The sequence below is a fragment of the Halanaerobium polyolivorans genome (genome assembly GCF_020711195.1).
GTDB lineage: Bacteria > Bacillota > Halanaerobiia > Halanaerobiales > Halanaerobiaceae > Halanaerobium > Halanaerobium polyolivorans.
On record NZ_JAJFAT010000014.1, the window covers coordinates 1 to 21,153 of the forward strand.

General features: G+C 32.2%; 16 protein-coding genes and 1 pseudogene. 16 read left to right on the plus strand and 1 reads right to left on the minus strand.

All coding sequences use genetic code 11. From position 1 onward, the window contains the following. Positions 1 to 1,258: 1,258 nt before the first annotated feature. From LJ207_RS09710 to LJ207_RS09770, 12 genes and pseudogenes are all read left to right on the plus strand, one after another. Complete coding sequence (locus tag LJ207_RS09710; protein ID WP_229346303.1) at positions 1,259 to 1,432, plus strand: hypothetical protein; 174 nt, start codon at positions 1,259 to 1,261, stop codon at positions 1,430 to 1,432. After that, positions 1,410 to 1,739 carry a hypothetical protein gene (locus LJ207_RS09715; protein ID WP_229346304.1) on the plus strand — a complete coding sequence of 110 codons (330 nt, stop codon included), beginning with the start codon at positions 1,410 to 1,412 and terminating at the stop codon, positions 1,737 to 1,739. The genes LJ207_RS09710 and LJ207_RS09715 overlap by 23 nt, the downstream gene beginning before the upstream one ends. Positions 1,740 to 1,924: 185 nt before the next feature. Further along, positions 1,925 to 3,589 (plus strand): glycoside hydrolase family 13 protein, encoded by a 1,665-nt coding sequence (locus tag LJ207_RS09720; RefSeq protein WP_229346305.1) that lies wholly within the window; start codon positions 1,925 to 1,927, stop codon positions 3,587 to 3,589. Continuing rightward, entirely contained in the window at positions 3,576 to 4,469 is an 894-nt protein-coding gene (locus LJ207_RS09725) for a carbohydrate ABC transporter permease (protein WP_229346306.1), read from the plus strand. Before LJ207_RS09720 ends, LJ207_RS09725 begins: the two co-directional genes overlap by 14 nt. A gap of 111 nt (positions 4,470 to 4,580) precedes the next feature. After that, a complete protein-coding gene (locus LJ207_RS09730; RefSeq protein WP_229346307.1) occupies positions 4,581 to 5,318 on the plus strand; it encodes a carbohydrate ABC transporter permease in 738 nt (245 codons plus the stop codon). 183 nt (positions 5,319 to 5,501) lie between these two features. Continuing rightward, positions 5,502 to 6,656 (plus strand): ABC transporter substrate-binding protein, encoded by a 1,155-nt coding sequence (locus tag LJ207_RS09735; RefSeq protein ID WP_229346308.1) that lies wholly within the window; start codon positions 5,502 to 5,504, stop codon positions 6,654 to 6,656. A gap of 136 nt (positions 6,657 to 6,792) precedes the next feature. Then, positions 6,793 to 8,517 carry a dihydroxy-acid dehydratase gene (gene ilvD / locus LJ207_RS09740; RefSeq protein WP_255666846.1) on the plus strand — a complete coding sequence of 575 codons (1,725 nt, stop codon included), beginning with the start codon at positions 6,793 to 6,795 and terminating at the stop codon, positions 8,515 to 8,517. 169 nt (positions 8,518 to 8,686) lie between these two features. Then, positions 8,687 to 9,256, plus strand: a pseudogene (locus LJ207_RS09745) (carbohydrate ABC transporter permease); the annotation flags it as partial. Positions 9,257 to 9,274: 18 nt separating this feature from the next. After that, positions 9,275 to 10,462, plus strand: a complete 1,188-nt coding sequence (locus LJ207_RS09755; protein ID WP_305038488.1) for an FAD-dependent oxidoreductase — start codon at positions 9,275 to 9,277, stop codon at positions 10,460 to 10,462. A gap of 170 nt (positions 10,463 to 10,632) precedes the next feature. Then, complete coding sequence (locus tag LJ207_RS09760; RefSeq protein WP_229346311.1) at positions 10,633 to 11,625, plus strand: Gfo/Idh/MocA family protein; 993 nt, start codon at positions 10,633 to 10,635, stop codon at positions 11,623 to 11,625. A gap of 152 nt (positions 11,626 to 11,777) precedes the next feature. After that, positions 11,778 to 12,467, plus strand: a complete 690-nt coding sequence (locus LJ207_RS09765) for a GntR family transcriptional regulator (RefSeq protein WP_229346312.1) — start codon at positions 11,778 to 11,780, stop codon at positions 12,465 to 12,467. A gap of 49 nt (positions 12,468 to 12,516) precedes the next feature. Then, entirely contained in the window at positions 12,517 to 14,358 is a 1,842-nt protein-coding gene (locus LJ207_RS09770) for an HD domain-containing phosphohydrolase (RefSeq protein ID WP_229346313.1), read from the plus strand. 64 nt (positions 14,359 to 14,422) lie between these two features. Here LJ207_RS09770 and LJ207_RS09775 read toward each other — a convergent pair whose 3' ends face one another. Continuing rightward, positions 14,423 to 16,747 carry an HD domain-containing phosphohydrolase gene (locus LJ207_RS09775; protein WP_229346314.1) on the minus strand — a complete coding sequence of 775 codons (2,325 nt, stop codon included), beginning with the start codon at positions 16,745 to 16,747 and terminating at the stop codon, positions 14,423 to 14,425. 304 nt (positions 16,748 to 17,051) lie between these two features. Between LJ207_RS09775 and LJ207_RS09780 the strand changes: the two genes are divergently transcribed. Genes LJ207_RS09780 through LJ207_RS09795 form a run of 4 tightly spaced genes read left to right on the plus strand, consistent with a single transcriptional unit; the run spans position 17,052 to position 21,146 of the window. Continuing rightward, the gene (locus tag LJ207_RS09780; RefSeq protein ID WP_229346315.1) at positions 17,052 to 17,786 is read left to right on the plus strand and encodes a GntR family transcriptional regulator; all 735 of its coding nucleotides are present in this window, start codon (positions 17,052 to 17,054) and stop codon (positions 17,784 to 17,786) included. Positions 17,787 to 17,801: 15 nt separating this feature from the next. Then, entirely contained in the window at positions 17,802 to 19,208 is a 1,407-nt protein-coding gene (locus tag LJ207_RS09785; protein ID WP_229346316.1) for an FAD-binding oxidoreductase, read from the plus strand. Continuing rightward, positions 19,205 to 20,338 carry a hypothetical protein gene (locus LJ207_RS09790; protein WP_229346317.1) on the plus strand — a complete coding sequence of 378 codons (1,134 nt, stop codon included), beginning with the start codon at positions 19,205 to 19,207 and terminating at the stop codon, positions 20,336 to 20,338. Before LJ207_RS09785 ends, LJ207_RS09790 begins: the two co-directional genes overlap by 4 nt. 4 nt (positions 20,339 to 20,342) lie before the next feature. Continuing rightward, on the plus strand, positions 20,343 to 21,146 hold the full coding sequence (locus LJ207_RS09795; RefSeq protein WP_229346318.1) for a class I fructose-bisphosphate aldolase: 804 nt from the start codon (positions 20,343 to 20,345) through the stop codon (positions 21,144 to 21,146). The last annotated feature ends 7 nt before the right edge of the window (positions 21,147 to 21,153 follow it).

Consider the following 21,153-nt stretch of genomic DNA (forward strand, 5'->3'; position numbering starts at 1 on the left):
TATTACAGTTTGGTCCACTATGGGCATTTTATTTATTATTTTTTTAATTAGTTCAAGTTCATTATACAATCAAGCATAATATTATAATGTTAAGAATAGAAAGAAAATATTATTTTTTTTATATTTGATATATCACATATCAAATATGAGATATGTAATATCAATAATCAATATTAATTAAAAGGGGAGTTGTTCAAGTTGAAAATTACAAAACTGGAATTATTTAAAGTTCCATCTCGATGGTTTTTCTTGAAATCTCAACTGACTAGGGAATTACAGACTAAGGTGAGCCAGTTGTCGAAGGCAAAGCAGATACCGCAATAACAGTAGTTAGAGAAATGGAGGACTACCTGGTTGAGAAAAAACCTCTAGAAATAGAAGTTATCTGGCACAAGTTTACAGATAGATGCTGTTTGTTCAAATATATTTATTCAGGAACAGAGACTTGGTATTCATTATAACAAAGGCAATGATTTACTAAATTATCTGATTAATAAAGAAGCATTTAAATATCAGGCTGGCTATGCAGAAATATCAGATTCTCCGGGGAGTGGAATCAAGATTAACGAAGAACGGGTTCGGAAATTAGTTTCTGATTCACATAACTGGAAGAATCTGTTCTGGCGAAATCAGTATGGCACAGTCGCCGAATGGTAAAATTAAAATATCTTATTATTTTTCTAAACCATAATTAGAGAGAAAAAGATTAATAATATCAAATTAGAAATTGTCACCCAGGATAAGTACTTAAAGCAGGATGAAATTAAAGATTAATTAATCAACTTGCTGCAGAAATAAAAATTGCAGGAGTTGAAAAACTTCTCTTAATTCCAGCTGATTACAGCCGTAAGTCTTTAAAGGAGATTGTTTGGCAAAATTCCAGTAACTTCATTTCTAGCTCATAACTGGAGAACTGAAACAATTAAAGTTGGCTAGATTTCAGCAGCAAAAATGAAATAATTTTCGATGGAGAATTAACTGAAGCACTTCCGCTGGAAATTAATAAACATTTATTTATTGATAAATATGATCTTATAATATCTACCGGCCAAGTTATCCCACATGAGTTGGTAGTGATGGCAAATTACACTAAAAATATAGTGGTGGCTGTGGAGGCAATCAGATTATTAATAAGTCATACTTGTGGATATTCCTAGCATTAATGGAAAAAATAACTTGTAAGGATTATTCACCTGTTAGAAAGCTATATGATTAATGTCAGAGTAAATTTATAGATCAGCTGCTACTTCTTTACCTGATGACAGTTAACTCTCAGATTAGTGATGACAAAAAAGGTTTGACAGAAATTAAAGGTATTTTTGCTGGCAGTAGTAGAGAAACTTTTGAAAAATCAGTTGAGTTAAGTCAGCTAAAAAATATAATAAGAGTTGAAAAACCGCTTAAAAATAGTGGTTTTCTTAAAAGAAGATAAATTTAAAAGCACCTGGATTGGCGGCAAGGCAATTTATCGGACTAGAATGGCAGTTGCTGATGGAAGAGAGGTGATTATTATTGCTCCCAGTATTCACAAATTTGGCGAGGAGCAGGAGATTGACATGCTGATTTGCAAATATGGTTATTGCGGTAAAGAAATAACCTTTGATTATTTATGTAAAAATAAAGACTTACAGGAAAATATTTCTGCAGCTGCCCATTTAATTCATGGTTCTTCTGAGGGTAGATTTAAAATTTCACTTGCTTCCCCCCCCACTAAGCGAGGAATAAATAGAAAATATTAATTTTAATTATTTATATTATCAGCAAACAATTGACAAATATAAAATAGATGAATTAAAAGTAGGATATAACAATGTAATTTGAGAATAGATTTTTTATGTCAATAATCCTGCAATAGGATTGTGGGTATATAAGAGAAATAAAAAGATTATTATATATCAGATACTAGATATTTGGAGGGTTTATTTTGAAAAAAAAATGGTGGAAAGAAGCAGTTGTTTATCAGATTTATCCAAGAAGTTTTAATGATAGTAATAATGATGGTATAGGTGATTTAAATGGAATTACAGAAAAATTAGATTATTTATTAGAATTAGGAGTAGATGTTCTTTGGTTAACTCCAATTAATAAGTCTCCAAATTATGATAATGGATATGATATAAGTGATTACAAAAAAGTAATGGATGAATTTGGTACTTTAAGTGATTTTAAGAATTTAATTAGTGAAGCAGAAAAAAAAGGACTAAAAGTAATTATAGATTTAGTTATGAATCATACGTCTTATAAGCATAAATGGTTTAAGGATTCTAAAAAGAAAAAAAATAATAAATCTGACTACTATATTTGGAAAAAAGAAATACCAAATAATTGGAGATCTTTTTTTTCAGGTTCAGCCTGGGAATATGAAGAAGAAAGGGGAGAATATTACTTACATTTATATGCTAAAGAACAAGCTGATTTAAATTGGGAAAATAATGAAGTAAAAGATGAATTTAAAAAAATAATGAAGTGGTGGTTGGATTTAGGAGTTTCAGGATTTAGACTGGATGCAATTCATCACTTGGCCAAAGAACAAGATTTTTCAGATATTGAAGTTGAAAATATTGATGATGAAAGCCAATTATTTTCTGCACCTCAATACACTCATAGAGAAAAAGTACATAAGATATTAAATGAATTTAATAATGAAATTTTCAATCCGAATAATTTACTTACTGTTGGTGAAATTGGATATGCTGATTTAGAAACAAGTTATAAATATACAGCTACAGATCGAAAAGAAGTTAGTATGGTAGTGCAATTTGATCATTTGAACTTATCAGATTTTAAAAAAGACAATTTAAAAAAAATGAAAAAAATCCAAAAAGACTGGTATAATAAATTATTTGAAGAAGCATGGATTGTACAATATTTAGAAAGTCATGACCAGCCGAGATCTTTATCAAAATATGGAGATTTAAAATACAGAGATAATTCAGCTAAATTATTAGCCACTCTATTGTTAACATCACCAGGAACTCCATTTATTTATCAGGGAGAAGAAATTGGGATGACTAATGTAAATTTTAATAAAATTGATGAATATGATGATATCAAAATGAAAAACAAATATAATGAATTAATTGAAAGAGGATTAAGCGAAGACAAATTTTTTGATGAGCTTAAAAAGAAAAGTCGAGATAATGCAAGGACTCCTATGCAATGGAATAATAAAGAAAATGCTGGGTTTAGTGATTCTACTCCATGGTTAAAAGTTAATTCTAATTATAAAAAAATTAATGTTGAAAATAACTTAAAAAACAATAAGTCTATTTTAAAAAGATATCAGAATTTAATTGAGTTAAGGAAAAAACATAAAGATTGTTTAGTTTACGGTAAATATGAGGATTTATTAGAAGAAAACAAAGATATTCATATTTATAAAAGGAAGTGTGAAGATAAAACGATCTTAATAATTTTAAATTTTACTAGAAAAAATATAAATTTAGAAAAAATAACAGGGGATTTGATTTTATTGGATAATTATGAATTTCTTTTATCTGATAATAAAGATAAAAGAACATTATTTGCTTTTGAATCAATGATATTAATAAATAAATTAAAACGAGGTGAAAAAAATGAAAATAAATGATCTTAGTGAAAGACAATTAGGATATATTTTAATTGCTCCAGCCCTTATATTTATATTCGGGATTGCGATTTTCCCTGTTTTTAGAACTATATGGATAAGTTTACATAATATAGATTTAAGAATAATTCATTTAGGAACTCCGTTTGTTGGATTAGATAATTATATTGCTATTTTTCAAGAAGCAAGATTTTGGAATGCACTAAAAAACACTTTGTTTTTTAGTTTTACATCTGTATCTTTGGAAATGTTTTTGGGTTTTGGGGCTGCTTTATTAGTGAATAGAAAATTTAAAGGGAGATCTATAGTACGGGCTTCTGTGCTCATACCATGGGCTATTCCAACAGTAATATCAGGTTTAATTTGGAGATTATTATATAATGACCAAATTGGAGTAATTAATGATATTTTTTTAAGACTTGGCTTTATAAGTGAATCAGTTTCCTGGATTGGAAATAGTTCAACTGCAATGTGGTCAGTAATAGTTGCTGATGTTTGGAAAACTACTCCATTCGTTACTTTATTAATCTTAGCAGGTCTTCAGACAATACCAAAAGAACTTTATGAATCCGCTAAAATCGATGGAGCAAATAAGTGGCAAGAATTTATAAATATTACTTTACCTTTATTAAAATCATCTATTTTAGTGGCATTATTATTTAGAATATTAGCAGCCTTTAAAGTTTTTGGCTTAATAGATGTTTTAACTTCGGGTGGGCCTTCAAATAGTACTGAAAGTCTTTCTTTATATGCTCATAGATTATTATTTAGGAATTTAAATTTTGGAGAAGGATCAGTAGTGTCGGTGATGACTTTTTTGGGAGTTTTATTAATAAGTTTTATTTTTGTCAAAATTTTTAATGTTGATTTAAGTCGCAAATAAAGGAGGAGAATATTGAGGTTATTAAATAAATATATAAAAAAAATATTATTTGGATTATTTCTAGTAGTTTTTACAGGGATAATTACATTTCCTTTCTTATGGAAATTTTTAATGTCAATTAAACCAGATAGTGAACTATATTCTATACCAATTAAATGGATACCGAGTTCAATAAGTTTTCAAAGATATGTAAATATATTAACTACCACTTCTTTACCTACTTACATAAAGAATAGTCTTATAGTAGCAACAACTACAACTTTAATTTGCATAATTATTGGTTCAATGGCAGCATATTCTTTGGCTCGCTTAGATATTAGAGGAAAGAAAATAATTTTATCTTTAGTTTTAGCTATTTCAATGTTTCCAGCTATTTCAATTGTTTCACCATTGTTTTTGATTTTGAGAGATTTTGGATTATTAAATTCTTATTTAGGATTAATAATACCATATACTACTTTTGCTTTACCATTAACAATTTTTATTTTAACAAGTTTCTTTAGAACAATTCCCTTTGAATTAGAGGAAGCAGCTAGAGTTGATGGTGCAACATATTTTCAGGCATTTATTAAAATAATCTTACCATTAGTTACACCAGGAATGTTTACAACTGCTATTTTAGTTTTTATTAGATCTTGGAATGAATATTTATTTGCTTTAACTTTTAATATGAGTGATTCTATGAGAACTGTACCAGTTGGCTTAACAATGTTTCAGGGTGAGTTTGCAGTTCCATGGGGAGATATCTCAGCTGCAACAATAATAGTAACAATACCATTAATAATTGGTGTTTTAATATTCCAGAGAAGAATTATTTCTGGATTAACTGCAGGGTCTGTTAAAGGTTAATAATTAAAAAGGGAGGTGCTAGTAAATTCTTGTTTTTTACTAAAGGACTATTTTTAATAACAACAAATAATATAAAAAATTAGGAGGATAAAAATGAAAAAACTATTAATATTAACTATTCTATTAACTTTTGTTTTAAGTTTTTCATCAGTTATAATGGCTGAAGATGATGTGGTGGAATTAGTGTTGTATGGTCGTGTAGATGATACTAGTACAATTACAAATATGATTGAAAGATTCAATGAAGAACACCCTAATATAAATGTTGTTCAGGAATCCACACCTTCTGGTGATGCAAGAGATTCTTATGTTACTCGTTTTGCAGGTAGAGATGATAGTTTTGATATTGCTCAAATTGATATTGTTTGGACACCAGAGTTTGCTTCTGCTGGTTGGATAGCACCTTTAAATGAATATTTTACTGATAGTGAATTAGATGCTTTTTTACCTGGACCGATAACTGGTACTAGTTATGATGGGCAACAATATGCCATACCTAGATTCACTGACGCTGGTATTTTATATTATAGAAAAGATTTATTAGAAGAAGAAGGGTTAGAACCACCTACAACATTTGATGAATTATATACACAAGCAGGATTATTACAAAGTAATTATGATGTATCACAGGGAATGACTCTTCAGGCTCAACAATATGAAGGTTTAATTTGTAATATTTTAGAATATATGTGGGGTAATGGTGGTAATGTTTTAGATGAGGATAATAATGTTGTTTTACATAGTGAAGAAAATATTGAAGCATTAGACTTTTTTGCAAAATTAGTTAAAAGTAATGTAACTCCCTCAGGTGTTAGTAGTTATGTTGAAGAAGATGCACGTGTTCCTTTTAATCAAGCAGATTCAGCTTTTCAGAGAAATTGGTTTTATGTCTGGGGACATGTTCAAGCTGAAGATTCTCCTGTAAAAGGAAAAGTAGGAATGGCTCCAATGCCAGTAGGACCCAATGGGGAAGAAAGTGCTGCTACATTAGGTGGTTGGAATATGGCTATAAATAATTTCTCTAACCATAAAGAAGAGGCTGCAACTTTCATTAAATATATTACAAATGAAGAAGCACAAATTGAAAATGCTTTAAATACAGGTAGATTACCAACTCTTAAATCTGTATATAATAGTGAAAAAGTATTAGAAGAATATCCACATTTTGAAGAATTATATGATGTATTCATTAATGCTAAGCCTCGCCCAGTATCACCAATGTATTCACAAATTTCTGAAGTAATGCAGCGTGAAATTCATAGTGTAATTACTGGATCTAAAAATAGTAATGAGGCTTTAAGAGATGCTCATAATGAAATAGAAAATATGATAAACTAATATGTTTTTTTGCAACAAATCCCATAAATTTGGGATTTGTTGCTTTACTTAAATATTTAATAAAATGTTACTTGTTAAGTATTTAAGTGAAGTAACATAATAATATTATTTTTATTATAAACTAGGAGTGAGAATTTTGCTTAGAAGCCAAAAAATTAGACAAAGCGGGCCAGAAATAGATGCCCTGAGGATGGGAATGGACTGGGAAGCTGAAGATCTTGCTAAAATGCAGATAGTAATTGCTAATACCTATGGCAGTGGTCATCCCGGAAGTTTTCATCTTGATAAATATGTTGAAATCTTAAAAGAAGAACTAAAAGAATTAGATGTTATGGGAAGCAGGATGACAACATCTGATATTTGTGATGGTATTGCCCAGGGCCATGATGGTATGAACTATTCCCTGGTTTCAAGAGAGATGATTGCCAATATGGTAGAAATTCAGGCAATGGCTGCTCCCTATGATGGGATTGCATTTTTTTCCAGCTGTGATAAATCTGTTCCTGCTCATTTGATGGCATTACTGCGCCTAAACTTACCTTCCATCCATATTCCTGGAGGTTCAATGGCACCTGGACCAGATAATTTAACTCTGGAGATGATTGGTAGTTATAGTGCTCAACTTGAAAGAGGAGAAATAACAGAAGAAGAATTTAAAAAATATCAATACTCAGCCTGTCCCAGCTGTGGAGCCTGTCAGTTTATGGGTACTGCTTCGACAATGCAGATTATGGGTGAAGCTTTAGGTCTTTCGCTTCCTGGTGCAGCTTTAATTCCTTCAACCAGTATAGCATTAGAGGAAATGACACAAGAGGCAGGTAATTATTTAGTAGAACTGGTTAATAATAATCTCAAACCAGCTGATATTGTTACAAAAAAATCATTTGAAAATGCGATTATGATTCATGCAGCAATAGGTGGGTCAACAAATGCTCTTTTACATATTCCTGCAATTGCTCATGAATTTGATATAGAAATAGAACTTGAACTTTTTGATAAAATTCATCGCCAGATTCCATTTTTAGCAAATATCAAATCCGGGGGAGAATATCCCAGCCGCTATTTCTGGTATGCGGGTGGTGTACCACAGATAATGAAAGAATTAAAAGATTATCTCCACCTTGATCAATTGACTGTGACCGGTAAAACACTGGCTGAAAATTTAGCAGAGCTTGATAAATTCAGTTATTTAAATTATATGACAAGTGATGCCCCTGAGCAGCTGCCTGCTAAAAAGAAAATTATCTATCCAGCAGGAGATCCAATCAATGAACAGGGTTCTTTAGCTGTTCTTAAAGGCAATCTAGCTCCAATGGGAGCAGTTGTTAAACATTCGGCAGTTGATCCAGCTGTGCATCAGTTTATAGGTCAGGCAAAGGTTTATGATCAGGAGGAAACAGCGCTTGAAGCTGTATTAAATGGAGAGATAAAGTCTGGTGATGTGGTAGTGATCCGTTATGAAGGCCCTAAAGGTTCAGGTATGCCTGAAATGTTTTATACCAGTGAGGCTATTGCAAGTGATCCTGTTTTAAACACATCTACAGCTTTGATAACAGATGGCCGCTATTCGGGGGCCACAAGAGGGCCAGCTATAGGTCATCTTTCACCAGAGGCGGTAGATGGTGGACCTATTGCTTTAATTGAAGATGGAGATTTAATAGAGATTGATATTAAAGCTAGAAGTTTAAATATTATTGGTATTAAAGGCGAAAAAACTTCGGCTGAAGAAATTGAGCAGATTTTAGCGGCTAGAAAAAAATTATGGAGCAAACCTGAGCCCAAATTCAACAAAGGTGCTCTGGGGCTTTTTATCAGAAATGCTGTACCAGCAGCAAAAGGAGCTTATATAGCCTTAGATTAAAAGTTAATATTTTTCAATCTAATTCACTCCTCTAGATCGCTCATTTTATATTTGAGCGGTCTTTTTTTGCTAAAAAAATTAAGATTTGTTTAAATATTTAAATAATTGCGACTTTTTTCTTTAAATTTTATTTAAATATGATATAATTATTTTAGGTAAAATTAAGTAACTGGGGTCTTTAAATGGCTATGTGCTTTCTCACTGGAAATTCAGAGGTTCAGATACCCTTTTTGCCTTAATCTTATTTGGGATGTTTATTCCTTATCAAAGCATCTTATTTCCGCTGGTTCAGTTTATGCAGAGAATAGGATTATATGGATCTATACCAGGTTTGATTTTGGTCCATGTTGTTTACGGACTGCCGATTACAACCTTAATGTTTAGAAATTATTATAAAGATGTGCCTAAAGCCCTTACAGAAGCAGCAAAGGTAGATGGGGCTAGTATTTTTAGTATTTATCGGCATATATTTTTTCCAATTTCTATCCCCTCTTTTGTGGTAGTTTTTATCTGGCAGTTTACAAATATCTGGAACGAATTCTTATTTGCGGTTACTTTAACCGATACTGCCAGTCAGCCGATTACTGTTGCTTTAACTAATTTAGCTGGAAGCCAGGTGGTAGAATGGAATGTACAGATGAGTGGAGCCATAATTACTGCTTTACCAACTCTTTTAGTCTATATTATTTTCGGCAGATACTTTATTAGAGGTATGCTGGCTGGTTCTGTGAAAGGATAAAAGAAAGGATTTGTTTAAATGAGCAAGGCAAAAATTGAAATTTATACAAAACAGTGGTGTCCATATTGTAGAAGAGCCAAAGCAATGTTAAAAAGCTTGGACTTAGAATATATCGATTATGACATCACAGATGATGAAGAACTTTATCAAGAAATGCTGGAGAGAAGCGGCAAAAAAACAATTCCCCAGATTTTTATTGATGAAGAAAATATCGGTGGTTATGATGCTTTAATAGAAAAAATCTCTCTGGGTGAATTGGATTATTTAATTGATTTTGACATACCAGAGTGTGAAGGAAATTACTGGGATTTAACTGTAATCGGAGCTGGACCTGCCGGGATGACAGCAGCAATTTACGGAGTGAGAAAGGGTTTAAAGGTGCTTTTAGTTTCCCGTGATATTGGAGGACAGGTTTTAGAAACAGATATTATCGATAACTATCCTCCAGAATATAATGCAAATGGACCAGATCTGATGCAGGATTTTTTAAAACACCTGAGAAATTATCAGCTTGATACCCTCTTTGGTGAAGAGGTTATAGAGATCAAACATGATCAAAGAGACCATCAGATAGTTCTTAAAAGTGATAAGATAATCAATACTGGAGCAGTTATAATTTCTGCTGGGACCAAAAAACGTCATCTTGGTGTCCCTGGTGAAAGCCAGTTAAAGGACAAAGGTGTGAGTTACTGTGCTACCTGTGATGGATTTCTTTATGAAGGCCAGCCGGTTGCAGTAGTTGGTGGAGGTAACTCCGGACTTGAAGCAGCTCTTGATATGGCTAAAATAGCTGAGAAAGTTTATCTTTTGGTCAGAAGTGAGCGGCTATCTGGAGATCAGACTCTTCAGGATAAGGTAATGAATTCGGAAAAAATTGAGATCTGTTGGTCTTATCAGGCACTAAAAATAAAAGGTGAGCAAAAGGTAGAATCTGTTATAATTAAAAATTTAAATACTGGTAAACAAAGGGAGCTAAAGGTAAAGGCGATTTTTATTGAAATCGGTCTACTTCCAAACAGTGGTTTCATCTGTGAAGAGCTTGATATTAATGATTATAATGAAGTAGTTATTGATGAGAATAATAAAACCAGTATTGAAGGTATTTTTGCTGCAGGTGATATCACAAATATTAAAGATAAGCAGATCATTGTTGCTGCAGCAGAAGGTGCTAAAGCAGCCTTAAGGGCAAATGAATACTTAAGTTGAATCAACTTTTGATAATTTAATCCTGCTGCAAATCTGGATGGTTTAAAAACTGTTCAGATTTTTTGCATTTAAAAGGACTTAAATCTTTGTTCTTGAATATAATATATAAGAAAAGAAAATATTTTTCATTATTTTAATTATATTTACTATTTCAGCTGAGGAGAGATATTATGGCTAAGGTCAAATGGGGTATTTTAGGTTGTGCAAATATTGCTAAAAAAGCGATTATACCAGCTATTTTAGCAGCAGATAATAGTGAGCTTTATGCAGTTGCAAGCCGCAGCAAGAGCAAGGCAAAAAGCTTTGCTGAAGAATTTGGAGCAGAGAAATTTTATGCTGATTATCAAAAATTGCTTGCAGATGAGAATATAGAAGCAGTTTATATACCTCTACCCAATAAACTGCATAAAGAGTGGACAATTAAAGCTGCTCAAGCAGGGAAAAATATACTCTGTGAAAAACCACTTTCCGGTAGTTCTAAAAAAGAGGCAGAAGAGATGCTGCAGGCAGCTGAAGAAAATGATGTCTTATTAATGGAAGGTTTCATGTATAGATTTCAGCCCTTTGTAATTAAATTAAAAGAAATGCTTGCTAAGGGAGTTGTTGGAGAGATCAAAGAGATTAAGGCCAATTTTGCCTTTGATGCAAGTAATAGAGATCAGGATCTTAGATTTAATGCTGAATTAGATGGGGGAGCTTTAAACGATATCGGCTGCTATACTGTTAATATTGCCCGTTATTTGATGGGAAAAAACCCAAGTAAAGTTGCCAATTTTTTCGAAAAAGAAAGTGAAGCTGGAGTTGACTTAAGTGGTAGTGCAACCCTTTACTTTGAGGGGGGTTCATTTGCCAGCCTTTATTATTCTATCATGTCTTATGACGAAAAGGATATTGAGGTTATTGGCACAAAGGGAATTATTAAAGTACCTGGATTTTTTGCCTGGAAAGATCAAAACTATTTTCTAGTTGAGCAGGAAGGACATAAGCAAAAATTAGCTGTAGAAACAGATGAACAGTATCAACTGGAAGTAGAAGCTTTTGCTGAGGCTATTATTAAGCAGGAAGATGTTCCTTTAAGGGTCGAAGAAGAAAGTTTTGCTAATCTTGAAGTAATAGATGCGATGCGTAAATCAGCTGCAGAGAATATAATAGTTAATCTATAAGTTGATTGAGCTTAATTTTTCTGCCGGAATTAAAAAATAATGTTTAAAACTGGATTTTTTTGGTGAAATAAATTACAATATAAATAGAGGGAACTTTGGATATAGGGATCATCATCAATCTTTACATTAAAAAGAGAAGGAAGTGTTAGAGTATGAGCAAATTTAATTTATCGGCCATCGATTCTTATAGTTATGAACCACTCCGTAAACAGGTCTACAATGTTTTAAGAGAAGCTATTTTAAAAGGTGAGTTAATGATTGGCGAAAAGATCACAGAAATGGAAATCGCTGATGAGCTTAGTGTCAGCAGAACTCCGGTTAGAGAAGCCTTCAGGATGTTAGAACAGGAAGAACTGATCAATATTATTCCTCAACAGGGCGTTTTTGTAGCCGGAATTGAGACAAAAAAAGAAATCGATGATATTTTTCAACTGAGGGCAGAATTAGAAGGGCTGGCAGCCTATCTAGCAGCACAAAACATTAGTGAAAAGCAGAAAGAACAGCTTAAAGCTTATACAGAAGAACTTAAAGATCATATTGACCATAATGATTACAGGGGCTGTATTAAAGTTGATATCGCTTTTCATAGAATAATCAAAGAGGCATCTGATAATAAATGGCTGGAAAAGTTCCTTGATACTCTTTTTGAACAGGCAACCCGTTTCCGCCGCAGCAGTTTCAGCAGACGGGGCAGGCTGCAGGAATTTTTGCAGGAACATCAGGAATTAGGAGAGGCCATAATAAAGGGGAAGCCAGACCAGGCAAGAGAAAGTGCTGAAGCCCATATAAGAGCAGCCTGGGATAGTATTATCACAGTTTTTGAAAAAGAGCAGCGCAAATAATATTTAATCTGCAGCTCTTGGATATTAAAGCTGGGGGGTGTTGTTTATATTGCCTAATTTTAAAAAGGAAAACAAAATTATTTTAATTTATCTCGGCCTGGGTTTAAGCTGGTATTATTTTTCCCAGCAGTACCTCCCTGTGTTTTCAGATAACTTTGCCTATTATAATCAACTGCAGAACTATAATTTCTTATTATATGTTCTTGTGAGCTCTTTCTTTGCCTTTATACTTTTGAAAAAATATTTATCAACTATAAGGGATAATAAGCGGCTGCTTAAATTAAAAGATAAAGATCTCAGAGATTTTAAAGAGCAGACACAGCAGTTGAATAATAATTTAGAACAGGCAGATCAAAAGCTCAAAAGAAAAAACCAGAGGTTTGTTAAAATGATTGCTGCAGTTTCAGCCTTAAATGATGATCAAGCTGAAGTTGAAGAAGATTTTTTAAGCAAAATTCTCAGCAGTGCTGTTCAGATCATTCCTGAAGCTGACTATGGTAAAATATATTTTTTTGAGGGCGAAAAGTGTAAATTTCTTAGTGCTGTTGGCCATGATTTCGAAATCTTAAGGAAAACAGATTTCAATAAAATTTTTCTTTGTGATTCAAGTGACTATAAGTCAAAGTGTATTCATGATTATATGATTAAACTTGAAAGATTGCCTAAGAAAAAAAGAGAAGAAATTATTAGAGCCTTAAAACCGATCAAAGAATCAATTTATAGTGAGATCATAGTTAAAGATAAGGTTATAGGCAGGATCAGCCTTGATATCGGGGAAGAAAGTGAGCATAATTTTAGCAACCTTAGTTCTATTATTTTAGATTCTTTTGCTGCTTTAGCTTCTTCTCATTTTGCTTATGAACAGTATGATAAATTACAGGCTAAATTCACCAAAGAATTAATCAACTCCATAATTAAAATCCTGGAAATGTATGATATGTATACTAAAGGTCATTCTGAACATGTAGCAAATCTATCACTTTTATTGGCTGAAGAAATGGGATTATCAGATAAAAAGGTTATGGATGCTTATTGGGCTGGGATGGTACATGATATTGGTAAGCTTTTAATCCCGATTAATATACTTAATAAAAAAGAAAAGCTGACAGATATTGAATATGATTTAATTAAACGACATCCTTTCTGGGGAAGTAAATCACTTTCTGATTCTGATGCTTTAAAACATATTGCCAGATATATTCAATTCCATCATGAACGCTGGGATGGTAAAGGTTATCCTAATGGTCTGGAGCGCAATGAAATACCAATTATCTCACAAATTCTTTCTGTGGCAGATACCTGGGATGCTATGACTTCTAACCGTTCATACCGCAATTCACTATCAAAGGAAAAAGCCCTTGCAGAGATCAAAAATAATCGGGGTAGCCAATTTTCACCGGCTGTAGTAGATGCATTTATTGAAATTGTTGAACAAAGAAAAATCAATATAGAGCAAAAGGTTAAAAATAAATTTAATCAATTAGAGAGCAAGGCTGTTTTGAGTGGTGGGAATAACTTATTTGAAAACTTATTTGAAAGGTCTAGCCAGGGGATATTGATCTTAGATGATGATTTTAATGTAGAAAAAGTAAACCCCTATTTTTTAAATCTCTTTGGTTTTCAAAGAAATGATGTTCTGGGTATTAATATTAAAAACTTTTTATTCCCTCGGGAAAAAAGAACTGAAGTAGAAAAAAATATTGAATCTCTCAAAGCTGGCCAAGAAATCAACTTAAATACATACCGTCAGAAAAAAAGCGGTGAAAAAATAGAAGTTGAAATTCAGGCTTTTCCGGTTGGAGAATCGGAAAATGAAATTAATTATTGTTTTATCTATCGCGATATTAGTCAATCAACTTTAAGTAGAAATCTATATCGATATGAAGCTTAAAAAGCTCTCCATTTCTGGAGAGCTTTAAGACTTTAACAGAGGGGGTAATTCTGTTAAAGAAAAATTAATTGCTTTTAACTAAAACCTCAAAACCAATTATCTGCAGAAACTTTTCTACCAATTCTGGATCAAATTGGCTGCCTGCACAACTCTTCAATTCCAAAACAGCTTCTTCTTTAGTCATCGCTTTTTTATATGGCCTTTCATTGATCATTACATCATAAGCATCAACTATGCTTAATATCCTTGCTAAGAGAGGGATTTCTTTAGCCTTTAGCCCTCTGGGGTATCCACTACCATCCCAGTGTTCATGGTGGCTTAAAATTTCTTCAGCCACTGGAGCAAATTCATCGGTTTCAGCTGCTATTTCTGCTCCCTTTATAGGATGTGTTTTTAGTATTTTCCACTCTTCTTCACTTGGTTTGCCGGGTTTATTTAGGATTGATTCTGGTATAGCAATTTTACCAATATCATGGATATTTGCTAATAGAGCCAGTTTATTTAACTCATCATTTCCTACTCCAACTTTCCTGCCTAAATCTTGAGCTAATTCTGCCATCCTGATTGAATGATTCTCAGTCTCATCGCTCTTATTTCTTAAGGTGCTTAATAAGCTTTTTACAATTTTATTTTTGCTGCTCTTTTCTTTTGTCAGCTGATCAGTAAAAAGGGCCTGTTCAGCCTGTTGAACTAGTTCAAATATGTCTTCATTGGCGCTTATTTTTAAGGCTGAGCCGGCACTTAAAGAGATATCAATTTTACTCTGAGGTTCAATATTGATAAGATTTTTAATTTCCCTTGTATATAACTCAACTTCTTTTTTATGGGTATTTGGCATTAAAATAATAAACTCATCACCACCCCAACGGCCAATAATATCACTCTTTTTAAGAGTTGAATTTAAAAGTTCTGCACTTTTAATAATAATTTGATCACCTATATTTTGGCCATAACTATTATTTATCAATTTGAGGCCATTAATATCTGTCATAATAATAGCGAGTGGAAGATTTTTCGGCTGATCAATTTTTTTCATCTCTTTAATAAAAGCTTTTCTGTTATATAAGCCGGTTAATTTATCATGGATATTTAAATAATTGATTTCTTTAAAATTCAAGTATTTACTATAAGCAGCTGAAATAAGATCTCCTAATACTTCTAAAAGATATACTACTTCTTTACTAAAGGCTCTTTTTTTCTTGACCGATTCAAAGCCAAGAAAACCTCTCAAGTCATTTTTATCGAAAATAGCAACTGCAACTAAAGACTTAATATTTTGTGCTTTTAAAGATCTTTTTTCATTTGCAGCAGCTTCACTTAATTGATTTAAATCAGCTATATAAACATAATTATTTTCAACTAAATTATCTCTAAACCAGGGGAAAGCATCATTATCTAGATTTTGTAGTTGATCAATTTTGGGTTCTATACCATCTCGACACCATTCATGGGTATTGCTGCTTTTGCTCCCATCTTCTGAGGTTAAAAATAAGTAGCTGCGGTCTATTTCAAAAAACTTACCTACTTTTTCTAAAGCATAATCGACTGCCTCATCAAATTGATGAGGATCTAATTTAACAAAATTTGCCGAGATATCAGAAATTAATTCTTGAAATTTAAGCTGAAATTTCAACTTAGCTTCTGATTTTTTTCTTTCCGTAATATCTTTAACTATTCCTTCAATCCTGATTGGATTATTTTCTCCATCATAAATTAATTTATTTTGGTCTTCTACCCAGATGACTTCACCATTTTTTTTAATAATCCTCATTTCTTTTCTTGAAAAGCCATTTTCATATAGATCATTATATGTTTCCTTAACTTTAGCTTTGTCTTCAGGGTGAACACAATCATACCAGAGCTTGAAATTATCCTCAAATTCTTCAGCTTCATAACCATAAATATTTTGAATAGAAGGACTGATATAATAAGTTTCATAATCAGGCCAGGAAGCAGACCAGATGGCATTTTCAACATTGTTTAAAATGCTTTGCAGCTTTTCATTAAACTGTTCTAAGCTCAAAACATTTAAAGCAAAGCTGATTTTGTTTTTGTTTTTTACATCAAGATTAAAAGGATAAAGCTCAATCTCAGTTTTAATTTTTTCATTATTCTTTTTGATTAACTCTACATTATTTAAAATCAGATCATTTTTTAAAGGTTGATCCAAAATATCTTTAATTAAATTGGCCTGACTATCAGATAATATATGCTGAATGTTTTTTCCTAACAATTCAGTTTTTTTATAAGCTAATAGTTTCTCGGCTCCAGCACTTAAGTATTTGATTAAAGCCTCCTGCTTTTCTTTATCAATCTGAATGATTATTAAGGCCAGGTTTTTATTTTTTTCGAATAATTTTTTGCAGTTTTCTTCATTGAATAATTTCATATTAGCCCTCCTTTTATAAATTGAAGCTTAAATTTATTGACATTAATTGTAATTAAATTCTAGAATATTAATATTTTTAATTATATATAATATAAATAGAATTTTCAAGCAATAGTAAGCATTATTATTACGATTTAAGCTAATCACCTAAAAGCAGACATTAAGCGACATAATTAGATATTAATGAACAAGGGTATGAATAAAATAAATTTTCAAAAATTATTGACAATTAAGAATAAAGTAATTATAATTAAGATAAATCATTATAACAATATTAAAAATTGTAATATAGAGGGGGCTTATTATGTCTGAGAAAGCACTATATTTAAAAGTAAAAGAATCATTAGCTGAAAAAATAAAAAATAATAAATTTGAAATCGGCAGTTATCTTCCTACAGAAAGAGAACTCTGTGAAGAATATGATGTCAGCAGAATAACTGTTAGAAGAGCTTTAGAAGAATTGGAAGATGAAGGTTTTGTAGTTAAAGAAAGATCAAAAGGAGTCAAGGTTATTAATCAATCTATTCAATATATTAAATCTGCTTTAAATCAATATCAGGGTTTTCATGCTAAAATGAAGCAAAAAGGTTTAAAAGCTGAAACATTTTTAAGTGAATGGGAGGTAAGAGAATTACCAGAAAAATTTTTTAATAATTTTAGTGGTATAGATGAATATTATGCTAGTGATTTATTATTATTAAAAAGGTTACTGGGAGTAGAAGCCAAGCCGATGATTTATTTAAGAACATATTTAACTAAGGAAACAAAGATCAATGTAGAAGATTATGAAGGGGGTTCTCTATATTCATTAATCAGAAAAAAATCAGGAAATAGCATAGCCTATAGTCGTGAATATGTAAGTGCAACTATCAGCACAAAAGATATGGAAGAACTTTTTAGGGTCGACCATAAAATACCGATTTTAGAGAGAAATCAGGTCGGCTATAACAAAGAAGGTAAAATATTATTTTTCACTGAAGCATTCTATAATAGTGAGATTTATCAGCACCATTTTCTTGCTTTAAAAAATGATGAATAGAAAGGTGGTTAAAGAATGAAAGAGCTAAATAAGAAATACATAACTGAAATCAAAAAAGAACTTCCTCAACTTGAAATATACACTCAAAAAGAGGAAAGGCTTATCTATGCCCATGCTACATTTCCAGTTGAATACAAATGGATACTTCAGGCTGAATATAAGTATCTGCCAGATGCAGTCTTAGCACCTGAAAGTGAAGCCGAGCTGATTAAAATTATGAAAATTGCTCATAAAAACAAAGTGCAGTTGATACCATATGGAGGCGGTTCCGGGATAGTTGGTGGAAGTATTGCTGAAGATAATGAAATAATGGTTGATACTAAAAAAATGCGTAAGTTTGAGATAAACCCCACAAATTTAACAGCAGTTGCTGGAGCTGGTTTAACAGGTGCAGAATTTGAAAACAGATTAAATGAAAAAGGCTATACTTGTGGTCATTATCCCCAATCTTTTCAAAGTGCTGTATTTGGTGGGATGGCTGCCACTGATGCTATCGGAACTTTTTCAACTAAATATGGTAAGATGTGTGATATGGTAAATTCTCTTAGGGTGGTACTGCCAGATGGTCAGCTTTTTAAAAGCCATAAAGCACCAAGAAAATCTTCAGGTCCTGATTTAAAATACTTATTTATTGGTAGTGAAGGAGTTTATGGAATTATTACTGAGGTTGAGATGAAGATTTATCCTTTAGCAGAAAAAAGAGCTTTTGAAGCTTATACATTTCCAGATACCCATTCTGGATTAGAAGCAGTGAGAAATTTCATGCGGCTGGGGATTAATCCACCTGTTGTCAGGCTCTATGATGAAGTAGAATCTGAGCCGAAAATTAAAAAGCTTGCTTATGAAAAAGGAATGTGTGTACTATTTTTGGTTTATGAAGGTTTAGAAGAAATTGTTGAAATTGAAAGGAAAAAAGTTAGAGAAGTTTGTATTTCTCATGGAGGTAAATATAAGGGTGAAGAAGGTGGAGAAAACTGGTTTAATACTCGCTTTTCAACCAAAGGAATGCTTGATTATGACCGGAAAAAAGGTGGAACTGCAGATGCAATAGAGGTAGCAGCCCCTTGGAATAAAATAGAAAATGTTTGGCGGGAAATGAGAAAGGCTTTAGAACCTCTCTGTGATTATGTAGATTGTCATTTTTCTCACTTCTATCATTCAGGAGCAAGTGTTTATGTTATCTTTCATGCTAAAACAGATGATGATTATCAAGGAGAAGAGTTATATAATCTTTGTTTGAAAAAAGCTATTGAGGCCAGTCTGGCAAATGGTGGTAATGTTTCACATCACCATGGCATTGGAAAGGCTAAAGCTCCTTGGCTTGTTGAAGAACATGGAGACGCAGGAATCTATCTACTTGAAGCAATCAAAGAAAAAATTGATCCAAATAGATTATTGAATAGAGGGGTGTTAGGTCTATGATTTCCTATAAATTAGATAATTACCTTGAGCAATTAAATAAACAGGTTATAAGTATGGACCAGGGCTTAGCATATAACCCTGAATTTAGAGCCACTAAAAAAATGCACGATTATCCTTCTCGTAAGGCACAGCTTATTCGCTCTTTATATTATGGAGAGCTGGAAGCTTCCCCCTACAATGCTGAAATAATTTTTAAATCTCTGTTATCAAGACAGGGTGAAAGATGGCAGAATTTTGGAGAATCTCCTGAAGATTATACTGATATTATGATTTTGGGTAGGGAGCTGCTCAACAAATCTGGGGTTTTAGCTGAAAAATTAGAAAAAATAGAGCAGCTAATCAAAGCAAATAATGGTCATCTCTTAGATATCGAAGAAAGTGAATTTCAAAAATACAAGGAGAAATTACCCCAATCAGCAGACTCAACTACTTACCTTTTTATAGATGATCAGACTTTAAAATATATTCCCCATTCACTAGAAAAGCTGGGACGGTTTTTCAGCAGTAAAGATATTGTCTTTAGTGATCAACTTGAACATCATTTTCCAGGTTGGGAATATTTTGTTTATGGTTTTGTAGAAGCTGGCAAAAAACATTTAGAAGAATTATTTGCAGAGCTAGAAGATAAAAATATAAAAGAGATAATTACTATAAGTGGACAGAGTCAATATTTATTAAATCATTTTGCCGATAAATTAGCCATAGAACATAATTTTAGAATTATTAATATCCTGGATATTTTAGAAAAAATAAAGGCTGAACAGAGTCTTTATCTTTATGCAGGTAGTTTCTATACTCGTTATCTAAACTATAGTAATAAAATAAATAATTTAGCAGATTGTAATCAAGAAAGCAAAATCAAAGCAGCAGTAGAATTCCTGCCTCTCTACAGAAAAGGAGCCAGGTTGAATCAGGTTAATATCTGGCAGTTTCCACTCTGTGCAGAATATGAATTATTTCTTTTTCCTGAAGAGCTAAGAACTGCTATTTTAGAAGATGGCTTAAAACAGATCCAAAGATCAATTCATAAAAAATTACTGCTTTTTGATCCCTATGCTTATCAAGCTTTAAAAAATTATGGTTATGAAGAGGAATTTGTCTACTTTACAGATTTAATTGAGGTATGGTGATTTGATGGATTCGAGAAGTGGAAAAGCAATTAGATTGAAAAGAATTTTTGGCCCAGAAGATAATAAGGCTTTAATAATGGCATATTCTCATTCAATAATTTATGGAGCAATTAAAGGAATGAAAAATATTGCTGAAATTAAGGAGAACCTCAGCCAAGTTGTTGATGAGGTAGATGCAGTTATTTTAAATCCAGGCACTTTTAAATTTGTGGAAGAACTTTTTTACGGAAAAGATAAAGCTGCAGTCATTTTACAGGTTGATTATCAAAATTACAGCCGTAAAGAAATACTTCCCTATTATGAAGGTTCAACCCAGTCACTTTTTTCTCTGGCTGATGCTTTAAAAGCCGGAGTAGATGCTGTGATGTCATATCTTTATTTTGGCTCAGCTGATCCAGAAATTGAAGCAGCAGAAATTAAACGTAATCAAGAATATATTAGACAGTCCAGAGAATATGGGATCCCATTGATAATTGAACCCCGCTTTGCCCGTGAGAAAGTTGAGCCTGAAAAAAAAGCTGAGCTAGAGATTATGAAGCTTTATACAAGAATTACTCAGGATTTAGGGGCAGATATTATTAAAATGATCTATCCAGGTTCAACAGCAAAACTTTCGGAAATTATTTCATGTCTAGATATCCCGGTTTTAATTGCAGGAGGTGAAAACAAAGGAAAAAAGCAAACTATTGCCAATGCAGAGGCCTATCTTAGTAATGGTGCATCTGGAATAATTTTTGGTCGCTCAATTTTTCAATCTGAAAATCCTAAGAAATTAAGCTCAAAGTTGAAGTCGATTGTTCATTCTTAAATTTCAC